At 68.9% G+C, this 18,424-nt stretch carries 20 protein-coding genes and 1 pseudogene; 6 read left to right on the top strand and 15 right to left on the bottom strand.

All coding sequences use genetic code 11. The features are described 5' to 3' along the window. Window positions 1–211: 211 nt before the first annotated feature. Window positions 212–373, bottom strand: a complete 162-nt coding sequence (locus ACFY04_RS32995; protein WP_389122507.1) for a hydrophobic protein — start codon at window positions 371–373, stop codon at window positions 212–214. A gap of 232 nt (window positions 374–605) precedes the next feature. Here ACFY04_RS32995 and ACFY04_RS33000 point away from each other — a divergent pair, with 232 nt between their 5' ends. After that, window positions 606–1,049 (top strand): hypothetical protein, encoded by a 444-nt coding sequence (locus ACFY04_RS33000; RefSeq protein ID WP_389122509.1) that lies wholly within the window; start codon window positions 606–608, stop codon window positions 1,047–1,049. A 106-nt stretch (window positions 1,050–1,155) separates the two neighbouring features. Here the strand turns inward: ACFY04_RS33000 and ACFY04_RS33005 are convergent, their stop codons facing one another. From ACFY04_RS33005 to ACFY04_RS33015, 3 genes are all read right to left on the bottom strand, one after another. Next, the gene (locus ACFY04_RS33005; RefSeq protein WP_389122512.1) at window positions 1,156–1,737 is read right to left on the bottom strand and encodes a DUF2231 domain-containing protein; all 582 of its coding nucleotides are present in this window, start codon (window positions 1,735–1,737) and stop codon (window positions 1,156–1,158) included. Between the two features lie 89 nt (window positions 1,738–1,826). Then, window positions 1,827–2,048, bottom strand: coding sequence for a hypothetical protein (locus tag ACFY04_RS33010; protein WP_389122514.1), 222 nt, complete (start codon window positions 2,046–2,048; stop codon window positions 1,827–1,829). Between the two features lie 226 nt (window positions 2,049–2,274). After that, window positions 2,275–2,508, bottom strand: a complete 234-nt coding sequence (locus ACFY04_RS33015; RefSeq protein ID WP_389122516.1) for a DUF6479 family protein — start codon at window positions 2,506–2,508, stop codon at window positions 2,275–2,277. A gap of 222 nt (window positions 2,509–2,730) precedes the next feature. Here ACFY04_RS33015 and ACFY04_RS33020 point away from each other — a divergent pair, with 222 nt between their 5' ends. Further along, window positions 2,731–3,204: a hemerythrin domain-containing protein gene (locus tag ACFY04_RS33020; protein WP_389122735.1), complete on the top strand. Its 474-nt coding sequence runs from the start codon at window positions 2,731–2,733 to the stop codon at window positions 3,202–3,204. Window positions 3,205–3,306: 102 nt separating this feature from the next. Here the strand turns inward: ACFY04_RS33020 and ACFY04_RS33025 are convergent. From ACFY04_RS33025 to ACFY04_RS33040, 4 genes and pseudogenes are all read right to left on the bottom strand, one after another. Then, window positions 3,307–3,487, bottom strand: a pseudogene (locus tag ACFY04_RS33025) (isochorismatase family protein); the annotation flags it as partial. A gap of 321 nt (window positions 3,488–3,808) precedes the next feature. After that, complete coding sequence (locus ACFY04_RS33030) at window positions 3,809–6,043, bottom strand: catalase (RefSeq protein ID WP_389122518.1); 2,235 nt, start codon at window positions 6,041–6,043, stop codon at window positions 3,809–3,811. A 135-nt stretch (window positions 6,044–6,178) separates the two neighbouring features. Beyond that, complete coding sequence (locus tag ACFY04_RS33035; RefSeq protein WP_389122520.1) at window positions 6,179–7,072, bottom strand: SDR family oxidoreductase; 894 nt, start codon at window positions 7,070–7,072, stop codon at window positions 6,179–6,181. A gap of 41 nt (window positions 7,073–7,113) precedes the next feature. Further along, window positions 7,114–7,737: a flavodoxin family protein gene (locus tag ACFY04_RS33040; RefSeq protein WP_389122522.1), complete on the bottom strand. Its 624-nt coding sequence runs from the start codon at window positions 7,735–7,737 to the stop codon at window positions 7,114–7,116. 233 nt (window positions 7,738–7,970) lie between these two features. Here ACFY04_RS33040 and ACFY04_RS33045 point away from each other — a divergent pair, with 233 nt between their 5' ends. Continuing rightward, window positions 7,971–8,306, top strand: a complete 336-nt coding sequence (locus tag ACFY04_RS33045; RefSeq protein ID WP_389122524.1) for a plasmid stabilization protein — start codon at window positions 7,971–7,973, stop codon at window positions 8,304–8,306. A 48-nt stretch (window positions 8,307–8,354) separates the two neighbouring features. Here the strand turns inward: ACFY04_RS33045 and ACFY04_RS33050 are convergent, their stop codons facing one another. The 6 genes from ACFY04_RS33050 to ACFY04_RS33075 all read right to left on the bottom strand — a co-directional run bounded on the left by ACFY04_RS33050 (window position 8,355) and on the right by ACFY04_RS33075 (window position 14,184). Continuing rightward, window positions 8,355–9,671 carry an alcohol dehydrogenase catalytic domain-containing protein gene (locus ACFY04_RS33050; protein ID WP_389122526.1) on the bottom strand — a complete coding sequence of 439 codons (1,317 nt, stop codon included), beginning with the start codon at window positions 9,669–9,671 and terminating at the stop codon, window positions 8,355–8,357. Window positions 9,672–9,874: 203 nt separating this feature from the next. Next, window positions 9,875–10,195 (bottom strand): hypothetical protein, encoded by a 321-nt coding sequence (locus tag ACFY04_RS33055; protein ID WP_389122529.1) that lies wholly within the window; start codon window positions 10,193–10,195, stop codon window positions 9,875–9,877. A 499-nt stretch (window positions 10,196–10,694) separates the two neighbouring features. Next, a complete protein-coding gene (locus ACFY04_RS33060) occupies window positions 10,695–10,886 on the bottom strand; it encodes an aromatic acid exporter family protein (protein ID WP_389122737.1) in 192 nt (63 codons plus the stop codon). Between the two features lie 288 nt (window positions 10,887–11,174). Next, entirely contained in the window at window positions 11,175–11,570 is a 396-nt protein-coding gene (locus tag ACFY04_RS33065) for an ATP-binding protein (RefSeq protein ID WP_389122531.1), read from the bottom strand. 202 nt (window positions 11,571–11,772) lie between these two features. Further along, window positions 11,773–13,023, bottom strand: coding sequence for a PP2C family protein-serine/threonine phosphatase (locus ACFY04_RS33070; RefSeq protein ID WP_389122533.1), 1,251 nt, complete (start codon window positions 13,021–13,023; stop codon window positions 11,773–11,775). A gap of 432 nt (window positions 13,024–13,455) precedes the next feature. Next, entirely contained in the window at window positions 13,456–14,184 is a 729-nt protein-coding gene (locus ACFY04_RS33075; RefSeq protein WP_389122535.1) for a VOC family protein, read from the bottom strand. Between the two features lie 446 nt (window positions 14,185–14,630). On the opposite strand from ACFY04_RS33075, the gene ACFY04_RS33080 reads away from it, so the two are divergent. Genes ACFY04_RS33080 through ACFY04_RS33090 form a run of 3 tightly spaced genes read left to right on the top strand, consistent with a single transcriptional unit; the run spans window position 14,631 to window position 16,556 of the window. Beyond that, entirely contained in the window at window positions 14,631–15,287 is a 657-nt protein-coding gene (locus ACFY04_RS33080) for a HemK2/MTQ2 family protein methyltransferase (protein WP_389122740.1), read from the top strand. Continuing rightward, window positions 15,271–15,531, top strand: coding sequence for a CDGSH iron-sulfur domain-containing protein (locus tag ACFY04_RS33085; protein ID WP_389122538.1), 261 nt, complete (start codon window positions 15,271–15,273; stop codon window positions 15,529–15,531). The genes ACFY04_RS33080 and ACFY04_RS33085 overlap by 17 nt, the downstream gene beginning before the upstream one ends. Then, the gene (locus ACFY04_RS33090) at window positions 15,528–16,556 is read left to right on the top strand and encodes an iron-containing redox enzyme family protein (protein ID WP_389122540.1); all 1,029 of its coding nucleotides are present in this window, start codon (window positions 15,528–15,530) and stop codon (window positions 16,554–16,556) included. The genes ACFY04_RS33085 and ACFY04_RS33090 overlap by 4 nt, the downstream gene beginning before the upstream one ends. A gap of 62 nt (window positions 16,557–16,618) precedes the next feature. Here the strand turns inward: ACFY04_RS33090 and ACFY04_RS33095 are convergent, their stop codons facing one another. Beyond that, window positions 16,619–18,397 (bottom strand): SpoIIE family protein phosphatase, encoded by a 1,779-nt coding sequence (locus ACFY04_RS33095; protein WP_389122543.1) that lies wholly within the window; start codon window positions 18,395–18,397, stop codon window positions 16,619–16,621. Window positions 18,398–18,424: the final 27 nt, after the last annotated feature.

Raw genomic sequence — 18,424 nt, forward strand, 5'->3', positions numbered from 1 at the left:
TGGAACAACACCCACAACTCATCCGGCACCAGCCGCTCAACGATCCCCACCACGACCGACAGCCTACCCAACCAGCCAAATGAGATGACTTCTTAGCAGCTACAGGTTCACGAGGGCTCGCCGACGACGACACGGCGGTGGCCGGTCACCCCCAGGAACGGGGTGACCGGCCACCGCCATGCAGTGTCTGAACTGCACTGCTGCCGTACGGCTACCAGCGATACCAGCGGCCGCTGCCGCCCTTCGGACGGGCCATGAAACCGATGAGCCACAGGATCAGGACTGCGATCGCGGCCCACCAGAGAATCTTCACCGCGAAACCAGCGCTGAAGAGAATCAGGACCAGCAGAAGAACAAGAAGCAGGGGAACCATGGTTATCAACCTCCGAAGCCTCATCTGCCCGACCGCATCCGGGGCATGCATTCGATTTTTACTTGTTTCTTATCCTGGTGGCCGGGCAGGAGAGCTCGCCCGCATTCCGTAGATATCCGTGATGGCGTCTCGACGGAAACGTGCCGGTTGCCGAGCCGTCTGACGAGACTGCATTACGCCGCTCGGCCCAATCGGCTGCTCGGCGAAGCAGCCTTCGGGCAGAACAACTTCCATGGACAGCAATCGCGAGATGGACCCGGCGCACCAGGTGCCGGACGGTGTCGACGAGGAGACGGTGCGCGCCCTGGGTGCGCTGTCGAAGGCTCTGGAGACCACGGAGCGGGCCCGGGGTCACCTCTACGGTTTCCACCAGCTGACCGGGACGGCGGACTTCGAGCTCAGCGACGCCGTCCGGCTCCTGCGCGAAGCGGGTCACGAGGAGCAGGCCGCCCGGGTCGAGCGGGACATCGTGGGCCGCAACGTGATCCCGGGGCTTTGGACCTTCCAGATCATCGAGGCTTACAACTCCACGTACTACCGGCCCTTCGCCGGGATGGAACACGACATCGTCGACGAGCTGGCCGGTGGGCGCGATCACCTCCTGGAGGCCCGTCTCAAGACGATTCGCCGCACCCGCCACCATCCGGACCACACCGCAACGCCCCCCACCTCCTGATATGAAGGCCCGGCTCGGCGAGGGCACGGGCAGGGTCAGCACGCGAGTCGGCTGACCGGCTGGGGCTCATCGGAGTCGGGCTGGAGCGGGGGCACGTGGGTGTCCTTCACGTCGTGGCGTGCGTTCCGACGGCCTGTCGGTACGCCACGTGCCCGCCCAGGGCACCACTGAGGGCCACTGCAGCCAGTCCACCCAAGGACCACAGCCGCCCGTTCGCCGAGCGGCCGCGAAGCCGTGCCGTCAGGGACGCGGTATAGCAGGCCACCGCAGCGACATTGGAGGCCGCGTGGGCCAGGCCGACCCGAGCCTGCTCGGGTGGCAGGTCTGCCCAGTCCGCCCAGCCGGCCATCGCTGCCGGGGCGACCCCGGCCAGTCCGACGGCGGTCAGTGTGGTCGTCGCGTGCTGTGCCCCGGGTACGACGTCGAGTACCGAGGCTGACAGCCAGCATCCGACGGGTACCTGTACGAGCATGGGGTGCACGGGGTGGCCCAGCGGCCTGCCGCGTAGCAGATCGCGCAAGCCGCCCAGCCGGAGTGAACGGATTCCCCGCTGCAACACCCTGATGGCCGGATCGGCCACCGTGGTCCGCTCGAGCCGGTCCAGAGTCGTCAGCCACCATGTCGAGGCAGTTTCGAGGGCCGCGGTCTGCTTGGCCGTGGGCGAGGTGTCGAGGGTGCGTGAGTTCACACCCGACGCCTACCCGCCGTGACACTGCCATCCCGCCCCGGCCTCGACTGCACCCGAACGAACGGCCCCCCGATGGGGGAGCCTCGGTCTCAGTTCTGCGGTCGATGGACCGGAGCGCCGTCCGGACGGCGGACGGCAACCAGCTGCTCGGCCGCATCCATGCGGCCCGGCAGGAGCGCCGGCTTGGGCGGGTGGGCCGTGGCAAAGGCATCGTCGATCGCTGTCCGCAGGGCGGCCTCGACCTTGGTCGCCGCGGGTGGCCCGTCGCCGCGCAGGGCTGCGGCCGCCTGGGCGGCGCACGTGACGGTCACGTCGGCGACGTCGGTGGCCCGGGCAATGCCTGCTGCGCGGTCTCGGCACTGCAGGGGAGCAGGGCCATCAGAATGCTGCCGGCGCTTCCAACCCTGAAGGTGGCGGCCATCCCGTGCCGCACCTGCAGCCGGGCGGTCTCCGTCGCGCTGCTCGGGGTGTCCGCCGTGCGGATCGGTGCGCACCTGTCAACGAATCGACGGGCTCAGCCGGTCGGATCGGTCGGGCTCACGGGCGGGGATACTCCTGGTCTTTCTGGTCGCGTGCATGCTCTTCCGGGGTCTGCCAGGAGTCCCCGCGGCGCTGTGCGACAGGGTTCTGCTCGGCGGGCGGTGCCTCCCGGCGCCTGCGTCGGCTCCCGTACCAGAAGGCACCGATCAGAAGGACGACCAGGACCACTCCGGCGAAGATGAGGAAGAGTGAGGCCTGGCCTTCGGCCGCGAGCGTTTCGATAGCAGTCATGCGCGGCCCCTACCCGCGATCCACGGACATACCAGACGTCGAACGGGTTTATATCGGTCGGTATGCGTGCGCGGCGGTTCGGCGCCCCCAGCGGACGGCGTAGGCGCGTCGTCCATCCGGGCCAATCCATCGCTCCGGGCGAGCGCTGCGAGCGTGTGCCGGGTAAACGGGCGTGGGGTGGCGGGCCGCGCCGCCCGGTACGGCGAAGCCTCGGAGGCGTTGGTGGACGGGATCGTGCTGCTCAAGGAAGACCACAAGACGGTCGAGAAGCTGTTCAAGCAGTTCGAGAAGGCCGGCGACGACGCTCACGCGGAGAAGCGGAAGATCGCCGACAAGGTGATCGACGAGCTGACCACGCACACGTGGATCGAGGAGAAGATCTTCTACCCGGCCGCCCGGGAGGCGGCACCCGACACCAAGGACCACGTCTTGGAGAGCATCGAGGAGCACCACGTCGTTCTGTGGATGCTCTCCGAGCTCAAAGACCTGGACGCGGCCGACGAGCGGTTCGACGCCAAGATGAGCGTGCTGATGGAAAACGTGCGGCACCACGTCGAGGAGGAGGAGAAGGAGTGGTTCCCCGATGTCCGCAAGGCCATGGGACGTAACCGCCTCACCGAACTCGGCGTACAGATGGAGGCGGCGAAAAAGAGGGCTCCGGGCGAGCCCCTGGCTGTGCCGAGCGCCAAGCACTGACGGCGGCCCCCACTCTCTTTGACTACCCGTATTGCCTCCACCGGGGACCACCAACTCGGCGAATGAGACGCCAACTGCCAAACGCGCGCCAGCGCCGCCTTTTCAGGTGAGGGCCTCTGTCTCGGAGACGATGCGGGCCGCCATGTTGATCTCCATCATCCTCAGGGCGGCATCGGCCAGGTCCGGGTGGATGGGGGCGACGGCGTCACGGGCAATGGCGACGGACAGCGCCTGATGTGGGCGTCCAGCGCGGAGTACAGCAGCACCGTTCCGTCACCTGCCCGCGTCGACGTGCTTCTTCCGGCAGGCGGATTACGGCAGGCAGGGCCTGCTCGCCGGAGGGGATCAGTTCATCCGCGTCCTGGTGGTCGTATGGCTTTGTTCACGACTTCCTCTCGTGAACAGAGCCAGGTCGTACGTGTTCGGCATGTCGATGATGACAACAGCAAGTCTTCGCCATGCTCCCCAAGCTCCCAGAAGTGCCTGGGGACGAGCCGGTGACACGAGCGGCCTCGCCTGTTCCTCCCGGATCCGAGGCGCGAGCTTCGACAGCCTGTCGCCGACCACCCGTGGCTCGCGGGTGGTCGGCGAAAGGCGGACGGCTTCAGAGGTTGGCGGGGAAGCGGTCCCATGCGCGGTGCTCGCCCAGCGCCTGCGTCAGCTCCTCCACGAGCGCCGTGCTGGTTTCGCCGGTGGCGATGCCGGGGTCGTCCACTGCGATGCCGCACGTTTCGAGGAGCCGCTCGGCGCCGTTCCAGCCGCCGATGGCCTTGCCGTGCCGGTACGCCTCGGTGACGAGCAGAAGTACGCGCGGGTCGGGGGCTTCGGGGGGCTGGGCCGTGCCGGCCTTTGCGTCGCGGGCGCCGTACGCGTCCGTGCCGGCCTGGGGCACTCCGGCCAGGAGCAGGGCGTCGAATTCGACGGAGCGGGTGGTGGCGAAGGTGCGCTGAACGGTGATCGGGTCGCCGATACCGTCGAGGGTGCCGCCGGTCGGGGCGATGACGAGGGGAACCATTCCGGAGTCCAGGACGGCCTGGCGGGCGGTCCGTACGCCGTCCAGGTCGGAGGCAGCGTCGGCGATGATGCCGATGACGCGGCCATCGGTCGGCCAGGTCCCTCCCATCTGGGAGAGGGCGGGGCTGGGGTCGGGCTCGGCAAGCGGCTCGGTGGCCGCGGGGGCCGGCAGACCGAGGCCGGTGGCGACCTGTTCGCACAGCTCCGTGTCGATGTTCGCGAGGACCTGGAGGGTGCGTTCCTTGATGGCCTGCTCGTAGCACCTGTTCAGTTCGAAGGTGTAGGCCGCGACGATGTGCTCGCGTTCGGGCGGCGTCATGCTCAGCCAGAACAGCCGCGGCTGGGTGAAGTGGTCCGAGAACGAGGCCGGTGCCTCGCGGACCTTGCTCGCCGCCGGAATCTTCACCGGCGTTTCGATGAAGGCGCTCATGTCGGCTCCGGCGAGGAAGGGGCAGCCGCCGTCGAGGCTGTTGGGGTGGTAGGGGGCGATGCCGGTGTGGACGGCGGTCTGGTGCATGCCGTCGCGGAGCATGTCGTTGACGGGGGCGTGCGGCCTGTTGATGGGGATCTGGCCGAAGTTGGGGCCGCCGAGCCGGCTGATCTGCGTATCGAGGTAGGAGAATAGCCGCCCCGCCAGCAGCGGGTCGTCGGTGACGTCGATGCCCGGGACCAGGTGGCCGGGGTGGAAGGCGACCTGCTCCGTCTCCGCGAAGTAGTTCTTCGTGTTCGCGTTCAAGGTCATCAGGCCGATGGGCTGCACAGGTGCGAGCTCCTCCGGGACGATCTTGGTGGGGTCGAGGAGGTCGATGCCCTCGAACGTCTGGTCCTCGGTGTCGGGGAAGGCCTGGATGCCCAGTTCCCACTGCGGGAAGGCGCCGGATTCGATGGCGTCGAAGAGGTCCCGGCGGTGGAAGTCGGGGTCCATGCCATTGATCAGCTGTGCTTCCTCCCAGACGAGGGAGTGCACGCCGAGCTTCGGCTTCCAGTGGAACTTCACCAGCACGCTCTCGTCGGCCGCGTTGACCAGGCGGAAGGTGTGGACGCCGAAACCCTCCATCATGCGGAACGACCTCGGGATCCCGCGGTCGGACATGTTCCAGATGGTGTGGTGGGTGGCTTCGGTGTGCAGGGACACGAAGTCCCAGAACGTGTCGTGCGCGCTCTGAGCCTGCGGGATCTCGCGGTCCGGATGGGGCTTGGCGGCGTGGATGACGTCGGGGAACTTGATCGCGTCCTGGATGAAGAACACGGGGATGTTGTTGCCGACCAGGTCGAAGGTGCCTTCCTCGGTGTAGAACTTCGTCGCGAACCCGCGGGTGTCGCGCACGGTGTCGGCCGAACCGCGTGAGCCGAGGACGGTGGAGAACCGTACGAACACGGGTGTCTCCACGCCCTTGGCGAGGAACGCGGCCTTCGACACCTCGCTCGCCGTTCCGTAGCCCTGGAAGACGCCGTGAGCGGCGGCGCCACGCGCGTGGACGACCCGCTCCGGGATCCGCTCGTGGTCGAAGTGGGTGATCTTCTCGCGCAGATGGTGGTCTTGGAGGAGAACCGGTCCGCGAGGTCCGGCCTTGAGAGAGTGATCGGTGTCCGGCAGACGGGCGCCCTGGGCGGTGGTCAGGTACGCACCGCTCTGCGCTACGCGGGCCTGGTCCGCTCCGGTGGGCTGCCCGGTGGGGCTCACCGTCTCGGGGCCGTCCTGATCCGGCTTCGGGGGCAGCGGCTCCGCCGGCTGGGTGGGCTCGGCTACCGGCGGAGGTACCGGGCCCGGCTGGCCCGGCAGTTCGTTCCTGGCGGCGTCTTCTTCAGGCTGCTGCTTCGTCATGATCGTTCTCCTCAGGGGTGCCGACGTCGTGGTGGGGGTGATGGCCATGCCTGGATCAGGCCTGCGGGCCCTTTCTTCCGACCGTGGATGAATGGGGCCGCTGGAAGCGGGACGCACGCACCTGATTGCGGCGGCTCACGGGAGGGGTGTGCCGCCGGTGGCGTTGACGATTTCCCCGGTGATGTAGCTGGCTTGGGGCGAGGCGAGGAAGACGTAGGCGGGAGCCATCTCGGCCGGCTGGGCCGCTCGGCCCAGGGGCGACTGTTTGCCGAACTCCGTCAGGTCGGGCATGGTCGCCGGGATCAACGGCGTCCAGACCGGCCCGGGGGCGACGGCATTGACGCGGATACCGCGCTCGGCGACCATCTGCGCCAGCCCGTGGGTGAAGGAGATGATCGCCGACTTCGTCATCGCGTAGTCGAGCAGGTGCGGGCTGGGCTGGTAGCCCTGCACCGACGCGGTGTTGATGATCGATCCGCCCCGCGGGATGTGAGCGAGTGCCGCGCGGGAGAGCCAGAACATCCCGTACAGGTTGGTCTTCATCACCCGGTCGAACTGCTCCGTGGTGATCGCCTCGATCCCGTCGGGCTGGGACATCTGGTACGCGGCGTTGTTGACGAGGATGTCGATACGCCCCAGCTCGCTCATCGCGCGGTCGATCAGGGCCTCGCACCGCGCCTCCTCACGGATGTCGCACAGCACGGGAACGGCCTTGCGGCCTGCCTCGCCGACCAGACGGGCGGTCTCGGCGGCCTCGTCGGCTTCCTCGGCGAGATGGGTGAAGACGATGTCCGCGCCCTCGCGGGCGAAGGCCAGGCAGACAGCCCGGCCGATCCCGGAATCGCCTCCGGTGACCAGAGCAGCCCGGTCCAGGAGTACGTCGTGGCCCTGGTAGGAGTGCTCGCCGTGGTCCGGGCGGGGATCCATCTCCTCGGTCGAGCCGGGGTGCTCCTGCTCCTGGTCGGGAAACGGCGGGCGCGGGTGGCGGGTGACGGGGTCGGAAACGCTGGGTGCTTTCTGGGACGGCATTCATTTCTCCGGTCTCCGTGGCGCGCAGGGTGAGCTGTGGGTCAGCTCGCCGGGAAGGGGGCGGCCTTGAGGCGGCGGGCGAGGTGGGCGGTGTTGGCGGCGAGGGTCTTGGTCGTGGCCGCCGTCTTCTGGGGGGTCTTGTCGAGGTCCTGGTAGTCGGTCTTCTGCATGGCTTCGCCGACCCAGTAGGTGACGGCGTTCGGGGCGAGCGAGAACCCGACGTCGTTGAGGCCCTGGAAGAGGTCGGCGCTGACTTTGTGCGCGCCGTCCTCGTTGCCGACGACGCAGACCGCGGCGGCCTTGCCGTAGGTGAGCGGGCGGCCTTCGTCGTCGGTTTCGGAGATCTCCGCGTTCAGCCGCTCCAGGACGCGCTGGGCGATGCTGGACGGGTGGCCGAGCCAGACGGGCGTGGAGAGGATCAGGATGTCGCAGCCCAGGATGGTGTCCCGGATCTCCGGCCAGGCGTCTCCGTCGCCCATGTCGGTCTTCACACCGGGCTTCACGTCGTGGTCGGCGATGCGGATGGTCTTCCCGGTCACGCCGTGCTCGGCGAGGGCGGCCATCGTCTGTTCGGCCAGCAGCTGGGAGCTGGACGGCGCGGGGGAGGGGGACAGGGTGCAGACGAGCGCGACAGCGCGGAGCGGGGTGTGATTGTTGGGGTCCATGATGTTCCGGCTACCCGCGCACCCCGCTTTGATATCGCAAGCGGTCCCATTCATCCCCTTTGGCTCAATCTGCCAGGGTGCGGAGCTCCAGGACGCTGCACCCGTCTGGTCCGTAGGTGAGCGGCATGCCGCTCACGGCGATGCATGTCCCTCCCAGGTGTCGACGAGATGCGAGGCACTCCGGGGGTGCACACGATGACCGTGACACGACACCGTCGATGAAGGGTTTCGTCATGCCCCGAGGTTCCAGCCCGAAGCGTGAGCGGCAGTACGAGCACATCAAGGAGTCCGGCGAGAAGCGCGGTATGTCCGAGAGCCGGGCGAAGGAGGAGATGGCGTCTCGGACAGTGAACAAGGAACGTGCGCGGTCCGGGGAGAGCAAGACGGCCAGCCGCAGTTCCACGCAGGGAAAGTCGGCCTCACAGCGCGGCGGACAGAAGTCCGGCAGCGGAGGCGGAGGCTCTTCCGAGCGCACCAAGGACAACCTCTATCAGGAGGCAAAGAAGCGCGGCATCGAGGGCCGCTCGACCATGACCAAGCAGCAGCTCAAGAACGCCCTCGGCCACTGATTCGCGTCATGGGTCAACCAGTCGCCAAACCCGCCCGTCAGCCGGTGGTCAAGGTTTGAGGGCCTGCTCCAGCTGTTGCTTGTTCATGTGGGAACGGCCTTCGACGCCCTGCGCCTTCGCTTCTCGACGTAGCTCCTCCAGGGTCTGATGGGAGGAGCCGTCTCCCGAGCTCCTGCTGCCTCGCCTGGAGGCGCGGTGACTGGAGCCGTTCGTGCCGTTGGGGTGGAGGACGACCTTGGTCCAGCCGTCGTCGCGGTTGTCGAAGTGCTCGTACGCCGAGGACGCCTCGCCCAGGCCGAGTTCATGGGAGACGAGGAAGCTGGGCTCGGCCTTGCCGCCGGCGATCAGGTCGCGCAGGGCCCGGTTGTAGCGCTTGACGGGTGCCTGGCCGGTGCCGATGCGCTGGCCCTTGAACCAGAGCATGCCGAAGTCCAGCGGTACCTTCCCCTGGGCTTCGAGCTCGCCCTGGGCCTCGGCGCCTCCCGGGTCCTCGGGCAGGAACACGCCGACCACGCCGATGCCACCGGTGAACCGGACCGAATCGATGAGCCCGTTCATGGTCAGGGTCGCGTCTTCCTTGCCCTGGGGGTCGTGCGCCTGGTAGCCGACGCATTCGCAGCCGTTGTCCGCGCCCAGGCCGAGGGTAGCTTCCTTGACGACCTTGGCCGGATCCTGGTCGGCGGTGTTGATGGTGATCGCGCCGATCTCCTCGGCGACCCGGAGCCGATCGGGCTGGTGGTCGGCGACCCAGACGCGGCCGGCGCCCTTGAGTATCGCGGAGTAGGCGGCCATGAGGCCGACCGGACCTGCGCCGTAGACGATCGTCTGGTCGCCGGGTTTGACGCCGGCCATCTCGGTGGCGTGGTAGCCGGTGGGGAAGATGTCGGCCAGCATCACGTAGTCGAGCTGGCGCTCGGCGGCGTCCTCGCCCAGGCGCAGGGCGTTGAAGTCGCCGTACGGGACGCGCAGGAGTTCCGCCTGGCCGCCCTGGTACGGGCCCATCTCGGCGAAGCCGTACGCGGCGCCGGCCATGTCCGGCTTGGGCTGCATGGTGAGGCAGTAGTTCGTGAGGCCCTGCTCGCACTGCTTGCAGAAGCCGCAGGCGATGTTGAAGGGCAGGACCACCCAGTCGCAGACCTTGACCTTGCTGACGGCCTTGCCCACCTCGACGACCTGGCCGAGGTTCTCGTGGCCGAGGGTCCGGCCGGTCTCGAAGGAGGTCCGGCCTTCGTACATGTGGAGGTCGGAGCCGCAGATATTGGTGGTGGTGATCTTCACCAGGATGTCGCCGGGGTGCTCGATCTTCGCATCGGGGACGTCCTTCACCGTCACCGTCCGCGGTCCTTCGTACACTGCCGCTTTCATGGTCATTCCTTGCCGACGCCACGATTCACCGGCCTGTCCACGGCGGGTGGTGGCACCTTTGGGGGTGTTGGCGCGGTCGGTCCTACAGGCGACCCGATTGCGGGGCGGCGTCCGGCTGCCTCGGCGGCTGACGCCTCTCTTGTCGTGCCTACCCCGCCCCGCGATTACGTCACACCACACGGGCCGTGTGGAATCGAGGGTCCTCAGGTCCTGGCGAGGCTCTGCCGGCCCGATCGGAGATCGGCCAGGAGGCGGCCGGCATCCGTGAGGAGCGTGCCCTGCGAGGTGTGCACGGCCGGAGAGGCTTCACGGGTGGTCCGTTCCTGCTGTTGCACCTGGTCGAGTTCTACGGCTGCTTCGTCGATCTTCGCGTCGAGGAGGTTCGGATCAGTGGCGGACGCCTGGCCGATATCCCCCATCGCGGTGGCGACCGCGCGTAGGACAGCGCTGAAGCGGGGCCGGAAAGTGGCCGGGAGATTCCCGAGTTCCCCGCTGTCGAGGGCGTAGTCCAGGGTCCGGGTCATGGAGCGCAGGTGGTCCATGCTGCGTTCGGCGACAGTGATTGCTTCCGGGCGCGGGGGAGGGCCTCGCCGGAGCCGCTGACGGTTCGGCGCGGGTTCATGCGGCCGTTTTCGATCTCGGCTTCGATGGTGTGACGGATGCGCTCGCACTCGGCGGACAGCCTGCGCCAGTCGCGGCGTCACTGACGCAGCCGATCCCGGTCGGGATTCTCCGCTTCGAGGGTGTCGGCGAGGTCGTTGAGGCGCTGGGTCATGGCGATGTAGAGATCGGTGACGGCTTGCTGCCGATGGCCGGTGTGCCGGGCGGGAGCAAGGACGAGGTGGGTGACGAGGCCGCAGAGCGCGCCGATGCCAACGGACGCGACCAGGTGGCCGATGTAGTCGATCTGTCCTTGGCCGGAGGAGAATGCGAAGAAGCCGACGATGGCGACCTGGGTGCCCTGCTGCCCGAGGCGCCGGATCCTGCCGATGCAGAGCGCGATCAGGGTGAGGAGGCCGAACGTCAGCCGTGGATGCCGACGACGGCCGCCAGGGTGGCGGCGAGCGTGGCTCCCGCTGTCATCGCCAGCACGTACTGGAGGCAGTCGCGTACCGAGCGGTACACGGTTGCCTGGAGTGACACCAGCGCGGTGAACGGCGCGAACGTCGCGACCGACGGCGGCAGCAGGTAGCGGGCCAGCACCCACGCCGCCATCGCCGCGATCACGGTCTTGGCACCGAGCAGTACCTCGTCACGCTCGCTCCCGGCTCCCCGCACAGCGCGGCGTAGATAGTCGGCCCGCTCTGTGGCCGCCGACCGGATCCTGCGCGGCGCATCCACCCATCTGGGCAAGATCGACCACCTCCGACATCCGTCTGCCCCGCCGACCTGCGCTCAATGCTCGGTCCACGTCACAAGGGACCCTTCGCGCAGTCTCGGAGTGAACTCGGGCCCCTTCTGGTCGTGCTCGATGTCGGCGCGATCTTGTGCGACCTCCCGGGTCTACCAAGGGGAGTGGGCGCAGATGGTTTTGCCGCCCTCGGGGGTGGGTTCGATGTGGACGTGGGTGGTGAGATTGTTGATCAGCAGCCATCCCCAGCCGCCGGTTCCGTCCGTGTGGGGCGGCCGGGGCTGGGGCCGGCAGGGGCTGGTGTCGGTGACACAGATCTCGAGGTGATCTCCGTGCAGCTCCAGGTGGAGGGCGCAGGGTCCCCCGGTGTAGCGGAGGGCGTTGGTGACGAGCTCGGTGACGACCAGGAGGACGCTGTCAGCGTTCGAGGGATGGGCAGGGGGTCTGACCTGGGCGGCGCGGTGGAGGAAGGCGCGAGCGGCGTCGCGTGCGGTTGTCGTGGGCTGACCGGTGCGGGGCACGGGCTGATTGAGAACGGGTGCGGCCATCGAGCCTCCTTCCGTTGGTGGACCTACACAGCGCCTGCCCCCTCTACGGCAAAAGACCCGCTCTGTCCCCATGCAGTCGGTTCCGTGGAGAACATGCTGCGGTGCCGGCGCCTTCGCCGACACGCGCCGCGTCTTCTCAATGGGGTGCCGCGAGCCGGGCCAACGCCCCGGTTGCCCGACGCGACCCCCTATGCGACCCGAGTCATGGCCCGGGAGCGGGCCGTCCTGCCCTTGACGGCCGTGAGGCGTTGGTGAGGTCGGCGCCTGTGGCGGCGTCACGCTGGGAGTTGCCGATGCCGTGCCAATCCAGGCACATGACGGTCGCGTCGTCGTCCAGATGGTCGTCGCTGGCGTCGACGATGGCTCCGATGAGGGTGCGGGCGGCCTCGCGGGGATGCAGCGCGCGGGTGCGGACGATCAGATCCGACAGGTCGAGGCTCTCGGCGTTGCGCTCCAGCATGCCGTCCGTCAGCATCACCAGCCGGTCGCCGGGCCGCAGGTCCAGCGACTGCACCTGGTAGGTGTTGGCGTGGGAGGCCTGGAGGCTGAGACCGAACGGCGGATCGACTTCGGGAACGATCTCCTGTACCTCCCCGTCGCGCATCCGCAGCGGCCAGGGGTGCCCGGCATTGACGAACTCGGCCCTGCCGTCGAGCAGGCTGATGCGCAGCAGTTGACCGGTGACGTAGCCCCGGCGGCCGTGATCGCGCATGGCCTGGTCGGCCTGGCGGGCCTGTTCCGCGAGGTCCTCACCCGCCCGCCGAGCCCGTCGTAGGGCGCCCACCACCAGGGTGGCCAACAGCGCAGCGTCGACGTCGTGGCCCATGGCGTCGGTCACGGAGAGCTGGACCGTATCCCGGTCGATCACGTAGTCGAAGGTGTCGCCCCCCACGTGATCGGCGGGTTCCAGTGCTCCGGCTACCGCGAACTGTGCCGCCTCACATGCCAGGGACGCCGGGAGCAGCCGGTGCTGGATCTCTGCGGCCAGGCTCAGCGGCTTGGTGCGTCGGCCCCACTGGTACACATCGGTGTGGGACCGGTTCGCGATGACGATGTACGCCAGCGCGTGCGCGGTCTCGCCGATCTCCCGCATCACCTGCGAGCTTGGTGCCGCGGGCAGGAACAGTTCGAGGAGCCCGATGGCATCCCCGCGGCTGGTCACCGGCGCGACGACCCGCACCAGCTCACTCTCGCCCCTGTCCTCCACCCTCGGCCGCTGGCTGCGGATCACGTCGTCGTACAGGGTGCCCCGCAGCCGAATGCGCCGGGCCGGCTCACCGGTCTCGACGCTGCCCGCAGCGCCCAGCCGCACGACCGAACTGCCGGTGAAGTCAGTGATCAGGAACGACACCGACGCGGCCCCGAGGTGCTCCTTGAGCATGCGCGCGACCACGTCGAGCGACTCCACAGGTGCGGCGGCCTCGGCCGCTTCCAAGGTCCCCGCCAAAGTCATTGCCCTGCCCCGCCGGCTTCCGCTCACGGGAGGGCGAGAGGCCTGCCCGTCGTCCGGCTCTCCTGCGGTCACAGAGACCCCTTACTGCTTGATGCCGACCGGCACTCCGTCCCGGATGCACGAAGATCCGCGCCGAGGCGGCACCCGACAGGTCACATTGCACCACGCCCCCCGGAGCCCGGCACTCTGCGCCGCCAGCCCTAACAGCCGGCCGCCGGCCATGGGCGCAGTCCGCCAGCCGGCTGTCTGGGTCTTGCGGCGGTTCCGGCACGCGGTCGACTGGCGGAGGCGTACCGGACGGTGCCCTGCCGCCGCGCCCCGTTGACCCCTTATCGTCTCCGGACTGCTCGCGGGGAGACCGGGCTGGCCTTCTGCCCCGAACCTTCTGCGTTCCGGCCCCTGGGCCGCGTCCTTGCTCCCGCCGGGGCGGAGTCACCCCTGTGGTGCCAGCACTGCGAACAGGGCGCCCTCCGGGTCGCGGAGGGTGACCCATCGGCTGGCGTTGGAGGTCTCCACTGGGGAGGCGATACTGCCTCCTGCAGTGGTGGCCGCTTCGACGGCGGCCTCCAGATCGGGCACTCGGAAGTGGACGTGCCATCCTGGACGAACGTGTGGGTCGGGATCCTCGTCCACCGCTCCGCCACTGATCCGTGCCACCGTGTCGTTGCCGTGGCGCAAGAGGACGTGGTCGTGTTCGTAGGCCACCACGCAAGACTGGGGCGATTCGCCGGCCCAGTCCAGGACCTCCCCGTAGAAGATGGCGGCGGCGAAGGCGTCGCGCGTACGGAGTTCCAGCCAGGCGGGAGCGGTGCCGCTGCCGACCCTCCAGTCCCTGAAAATCTGGCCCTGCCAGAGCCCGAAGACCGCCCCGTCCGGGTCAGCGGCCAGGACGGCCCGGCCCGCTCCGAAAGCCAGCGGGCCGACCGTGACGGTGGCGCCTCGCTCGCGGATACGCGCGGCGGTCACGTCGGCGTCGGCAACGGCGAAGTACGGTGTCCAGGCGGCGGGCAGCGAGAGACTCTCGGCGAGTGCCCCGAAACCAGCGACCGGAGCGCTGTCGTGAAAAGCGAAGGAGAGCCGCTCGCCGAGCCGGGTCCGTCGGAACGTCCAGCCCAGCACGGCACCGTAGAACCGCTGAGCGGAAGCGAGATCTCCCGTCATCAGGCTCACCCAACAGGGTGCGCCTATGACTTCATTGCTTGACGTGGACACCGCTATGAGCCGCCTCATTCTGCCGCTCGCCCCGTATGGGTCCTTCCCACAGTAGCTCTGCCGGTGGGTTAACGCGGTGAGCCGTTTTTTATTACCTACCGCATCGCGGTTGAGGGTAAGTCTGCTTCGCTTGCGCAGCCGACGGTTTGCTGTCCAAATTTTGAATTCTTCATCATTTTCCCGACTGTTTGGTTGCGGGAAAATTCCAGTGGCGTGGAGGCATTGAGGAATCAGAGGCGCGTGTTTTTGGTCTGATCCTCCGAAGAGCGACGCTCCATCGGATGGGGCGCCTCAGTCAGGGCAGGCGCAGTACGTCGTCAATCGCAGTGACTCGCTCTGCGAGCCGCGGCGAAACCGGAGGTACGGTGCCCAGTACAGCTCTTTCTTTGACCACGCTGCCCGGCGGCCTGGTGGCCCTGCCGGGCGTTTACCAGCCGCAGGCGGACACCAGGCTGCTCGCCGCGGCACTCGCCCATGAGGACCTCGGGCCCCGTACCGAGGTCCTGGAGATCGGTACGGGCACCGGCGCCCTGGCGCTGCACGCCGCGACCAGGGGTGCCCGGGTCACGGCGGTCGACGTGTCCTGGCCCGCGGTGGCGACGGCCCGGCTGAACGCCTGGCTTCACCGTCTTCCGATGCGCGTCCTGCACGGAGACTTCGAGGCACGCACCACGGGACGGCGGTTCGACGTCGTCTTCTCGAACCCCCCGTACGTCCCCGCCCCGGACAACCGACTGCCCTCGCGCGGGCCGGAACGGGCCTGGGACGCCGGACTCGACGGGCGCGCGGTCATCGACCGGATCTGCGCGGACGCCCCGGCCCTGCTGCGGCCCAGCGGAATCCTGCTCATGGTGCACTCGGGGATGTGCGGTGCCGAGGAGACCCGGGACCGGCTGGCGGGGGCAGGGCTGGCCGCAGAGGTCACGGCGACGGCCTCCGTGCCCTGGGGCCCGGTCCTGCGGTCGCGACGGTCCTGGCTGGAACAGCAGGGCCTGGCGGCCGAAGCCGAAGAACGCGAAGAGCTGGTGGTCATCCGTGCCCAGCGCCCCTGACCCCACCCCGTGCCCGATCCCCGTTACGGGGGACGCCCGGCGGGTGGCCGTGGAGTGCCAGGGCCCGGTCCTGGTGCAGGGCCCGGTCGAGATCATCCTGGACGACGGGACGGTGGCCCGGTCCGACCGCTTCATGGTCGCCGTGTGCACCTGCCGCCGCAGCCGTACGTACCCGTGGTGCGACACCAGTCACCGCCGCCGCGAACGGGCCGCGTCACCGCCCGAGAACAGGAACCAGGAATGACCCCTTCCAGCCCGACCGGCACCGCGACCGCCGCCGGCCCGCGCCTCGTCGAGGGACGGGGCGAACTCTCCGACGCCGTCATTCGGGCCCTTCGGAGGGGAACCCCGCCCGTGCACGCGCCGGGATCCGTACTGAAGGCCGACCCGTGGGGTGAGGACCTTCAACTCGCCCTCTACCTGCTGTACGAACTGCACTACCGCGGCTTCGGCGGCGTGGACGACGAGCGCGAATGGGATCCGGACCTGCTGCGCCTGCGCGAGGCCATGGAAGCCCGCTTCCTGCACGCCCTGCGCACTGAGCTGTCCGACGCTCCCCGGTCGGTCGAGGACGCCTTCGGCCCGCTGCTCGTCGAGCCCGTCGACCTCTCCGACAGCCTCAGCCACCGCCTCGAAACCCAGGGTGAGCTCTGGCAGTTGCGCGAGTACGCGGCCCTGCGCTCCCTCTACCACCTCAAGGAAGCCGACCCGCACGTCTGGGTCGTCCCCCGCCTCACCGGCCGTGCGAAGGCCGCGATGGTGGCCATCGAGTACGACGAGTTCGGCGCCGGCCGCGCCGACCGCATCCATGCACAGCTCTTCGCCGACCTCATGACCGACCTCCGGCTGGACCCCACGTACGGCCGCTACCTGGACCAGGCGCCGGCACCCCCGCTCGCGACCGTGAACCTGATGTCGCTCTTCGGGCTGCACCGGGCCATGCGCGGAGCGCTCGTCGGTCACTTCGCGTGCGTCGAGGTCACCTCCTCACCCGGCTCCCGCCGCCTGGCCAAGGCCATGCGGCGCTGCGGCGCGGGGTCGGCCGCCGAGCACTTCTACGCCGAACACGTCGAGGCCGACGCCGTCCACGAGCAAGTCGTCCGCCACGAAGTCATCGGCGGCCTGCTCGCCGACGAACCGGACCTCGAAGAGGACATCGCGTTCGGCTGCGCGGCGACCGTCCTCCTCGAAGACCGTCTCGCGAGCCACATCCGCGAAGCCTGGGACCACGAACGCAGCGCACTGCGCACGCCCCTGCCCGAGCACTAGCGGCGCACGAACCATCAGCTGAGGAGATCGGAGGGGCGCCTTGGGAGGTCGTGTCCACACCGTTATCGCTGCGCGATTACGGGGGTACGCACGGCAAGAAGGACGACGTCGTCCTCCGGAGACGGGTCCGCCAGCCAGTTGCTGATCCGGCGGAGCAGTTCGTCCAGCGGGCGGTTTCCGTGGCGGGCGAGCAGGGCGACGAGTTGTGCGACGGCGGCGTTCATATCGTGACCGCGGCGCTCGACGAGCCCGTCGGTGTAGAGCAGGAGCGTCGAGCCTGGCGAGAGCCGACGTTGGTGCTCTGTGCGGTCGAAAGGACCGAGCGACCGGTGAAACAGTATGTCGTGCTCCACCAGTTGGGTCACATGCCCGTCGGGAGTACGGATCAGGGGCGGCGGGTGGCCGGCGTTGGACCAGGTCAGCGTCCAATCGGGGCTGTCGCCGGCAGGATCGAGGCGGGCGTGGACCAGCGTGCCGCCGACCTCGATGGGCAGGACCGAGCACGCCGCGTCGAGGGCGGTCAGCGCAGTGGCGGGACTGTAAGGCGGGTGGTCGAGAGTGGCCTGCCGCAGCATGCTGCGGATCTGGCCCATGATCGTAGCGGCGTGCACGTCGTGGCCGGTGATGTCACCCACCGTGACCATGAGTGCTGTGGGCTCTCCGTCGGAGGCGGAAGCACGAGGCAGGTGATAGGCGTCGTACCAATCCCCGCCGATCAGGTGGTCGTCCGCGGCCGGCTGGTACAGGGCGCTGATCTCGACATGGTCGGTGAGGGGGAGGTCGGTGAGCATGGCGGCCTGGAGCTCCCGGGCGACGGAGACCCGCTCGTCCAGGTACAGGGCGCGCTCCACCGCCTGCGCGATGTAGCCGGACGCGGCGGTGAGAGTGGCACGCTCCGTGACGCCCACCTCGTGCCGCTTGGCCCAGCAGATCGCGAGTACACCCAAGAGGGCGCGGCTTCCCCAATGGGGCAGGCACAGCACCGTGGCGAACCCCATGTGGTCGAAGAACCCGACCGCCTCGGGGCTGTAGTCGGCGACCATTGCCTCGCGGTCGGGAACGAACACCGTGCGCCGCTCACGCATGGCCTGGGTACTCGGGAACGCCGCATCGGCAGGCAGGGTGAGGACCTCGCGTTCCACCGTGTGAGCGATGTCGGGGTCGGGGACCCGGTGCAGTTCGTCTTCGCCGGCGACCAACAGTCCCACGTAGGCGGGCTTTCCGACGCCGACGAACAGGTCGCGCAGCCGTCGTCGTACGTCCTCCAGCCCGGACGTCTGCGCCAGCTCCTCCGACGCCCTCAGCAGTAGCTCTGCGTGGTCCATGCCGGCCTGAGCTTCCTGCTCCAGGCGCTGCGCGTCGTTTCGGGCGCGCTCGGCGGCGGCCCGCGCGGTCTCCAGTACCTCCTGCGCGGATCGGCTCTGCGCCGACAGGATGCGCAGGCACAGCTCGGCGGAGCAGGCCGCGGCCAGATCCTCCAGGTCGCAGAGCTCGCCCTCACTCCAGATACGGGGCTCGTGGTCGATGGCGCACAGGGAGCCCAGGACCAGCCCGTCGGCGTCGGTCAGCGGCATCCCCGCATACGCGATGAGCCCGAGATCCGCGATGGCCGGGTTGGTACGGAGCCGGTCGTCGGCGCGGGCATCGGGCACGACCAAGGGCTGCCCGGAGGCCACCACGTACTGGCAGAGCGAGTGCGACAGCGGCAGCGCGCGGCTCCCCGCCCAGGGCTCCGGCAGACGGAACAGTCCGGGCAGGATCTGCCGCTCCTCCTCGACCAGCGAAACGAAGGCCACCGGCAGGCTGAGCACCCGTGATACAAGCCGGGCGAACCGGTCCATCCCGGTATCTGAGGCAGCCGATAGGCC

The organism is Streptomyces sp. NPDC001549 (assembly GCF_042894025.1).
Taxonomy (GTDB): Bacteria; Actinomycetota; Actinomycetes; order Streptomycetales; family Streptomycetaceae; genus Streptomyces; species Streptomyces kutzneri.